The following is a 1,720-nucleotide window of genomic DNA, read 5'->3' on the forward strand; positions in this document are numbered from 1 at the left end:
CTACCAGATGCATATAATTGAATTTGTTTAGACAATTGAATGGAGATTACACTTTCATCGTTAATTGTATACCAGTATTTTTGCATGGAAACTATTAAAAATATGCTTAAAAAAAATAAAAATGATACAAATAAAGTTTTGAATGCTTTTTTACTATTAATATTAAAGACTACAATACATGCAAAGGCTAACGGTAAAAGAGCTGAAAGTATTCCGTTTCTAGTTACCCCTAATATACCATTTATTAATGCAATGGCTATTTGGACCATTAATATCTTTTTATACTGATTTTTTTTATCTTCTTCTATTATTCCGTAACCTACAATTATTGCAATGGAAAAAGCTGAAATTAAGTTTCTTCCATATCCAATTACTCCTGAGCCAAACATATTTTCTTTATTAGAGTACAAAGTTGTAAAAATATTAACATTGAAATTATTACGGGTATAAAGTATATAAGTATATAAAACAAAGCATATAAAAATGATTTCTAACATCATTAATATAAATAAAACTGTTGGTCTAAATGCTTTATTTTGTTTTTTAGTAATAATTCTTTCTTTACTATTGATTTTGTTATGTCCAATAAAACATCCTATTTCAAATATAACTGCTCCTATTAATAAATAAAAAAAAGCCATACTTTGGGGATTATAGCTGAAATCACCAGTGATTAATATTATAGTAGCAATTATCCACGGAATAGGAAACAAAACTTCAGGAGATATAATATCTTTTGTGACTTGAAAACTCATTATAAGAAGTAATATACATCCTAACAAAAATATATAATCATTCATATTTGTACTTCTCCTCCGAGCAGTTTATTGTAAAGCATTTTAAAAAGATAATAAAATGCTTTTTTCAACAATTTAGTTGTTTTTACGATTTGGCGCCATCTACAATTCCCCTGTATATAAAAGAAAAATTTAACATTTTCTTTTTTTCAAATAAGAGCGTTTTAGCTATCAATTTAATAACATCTCTAGCCGGGGTACCACTACCTAACTTTTTCTTTAAATAAATAGAATTTCGGACCATATAATACTTTCTTTGAGGTGAATGATGAGTTACATATATCGTTTTACCAAACAAACGAATACAATTTAAATTTCCTAATTCGTGGTCCAATGTTACTTTATATGTCCTAACAAGAAAATACCCTTTACACCTTAATCGTACACAAAAATCATAATCAACTTTATCTATAAATAAATATTCATCAAAACCACCAATTTCTTCCCATGCCTTTAACTGTGTTAAAGAAGCGCTTGTAATAGCCCAAGAAACGTATTCATAATCATGGTCATGAATTTCTTTATACTGTTCATTATCTTTATATAAAATATTCGGTGCTACTATAGCATTTTTTTCTGATATGAATTCACTCAAATACTTAATCAAATTTAAGGGGGCTACCGAATCTTGATCTAAAGTCAAAACCCATTCAAAATTATTTTTTTTTCCCCATTCGAAAATCTTATTTAAAGCATATGCAATACCTTTATTCTCAGGATTATTTAATATATAAACGTTAGAATAACAAGAAATTAATTCGATAATATTATTGATATTTTCTGAACCATTATCAAATATTATAATGGTTTTAACTTGATTTGCTATATTCGATATGTTTTTTTTAAGTCTAAGTATATCAGGATTATAAGTTACTATCCCTGCACATATCTTCTTAATCAAAACATTCCTACTATTATTCAGA

The 1,720-nt window shown here is 26.4% G+C and carries 2 protein-coding genes; both read right to left on the reverse strand.

All coding sequences use genetic code 11. From position 1 onward, the window contains the following. Positions 1–800 (reverse strand): O-antigen polymerase (locus ESP02_RS13065; protein WP_146926078.1); only part of this gene is annotated, 800 nt, incomplete at its 3' end. 82 nt (positions 801–882) lie between these two features. Further along, positions 883–1,720: glycosyltransferase family 2 protein (locus ESP02_RS13070; protein ID WP_222611645.1), on the reverse strand; the 838-nt coding region annotated here is incomplete at its 5' end.

This window comes from Enterococcus sp. NBRC 3427, from assembly GCF_007996925.1.
GTDB classification, from domain to species: domain Bacteria; phylum Bacillota; class Bacilli; order Lactobacillales; family Enterococcaceae; genus Enterococcus_B; species Enterococcus_B lactis.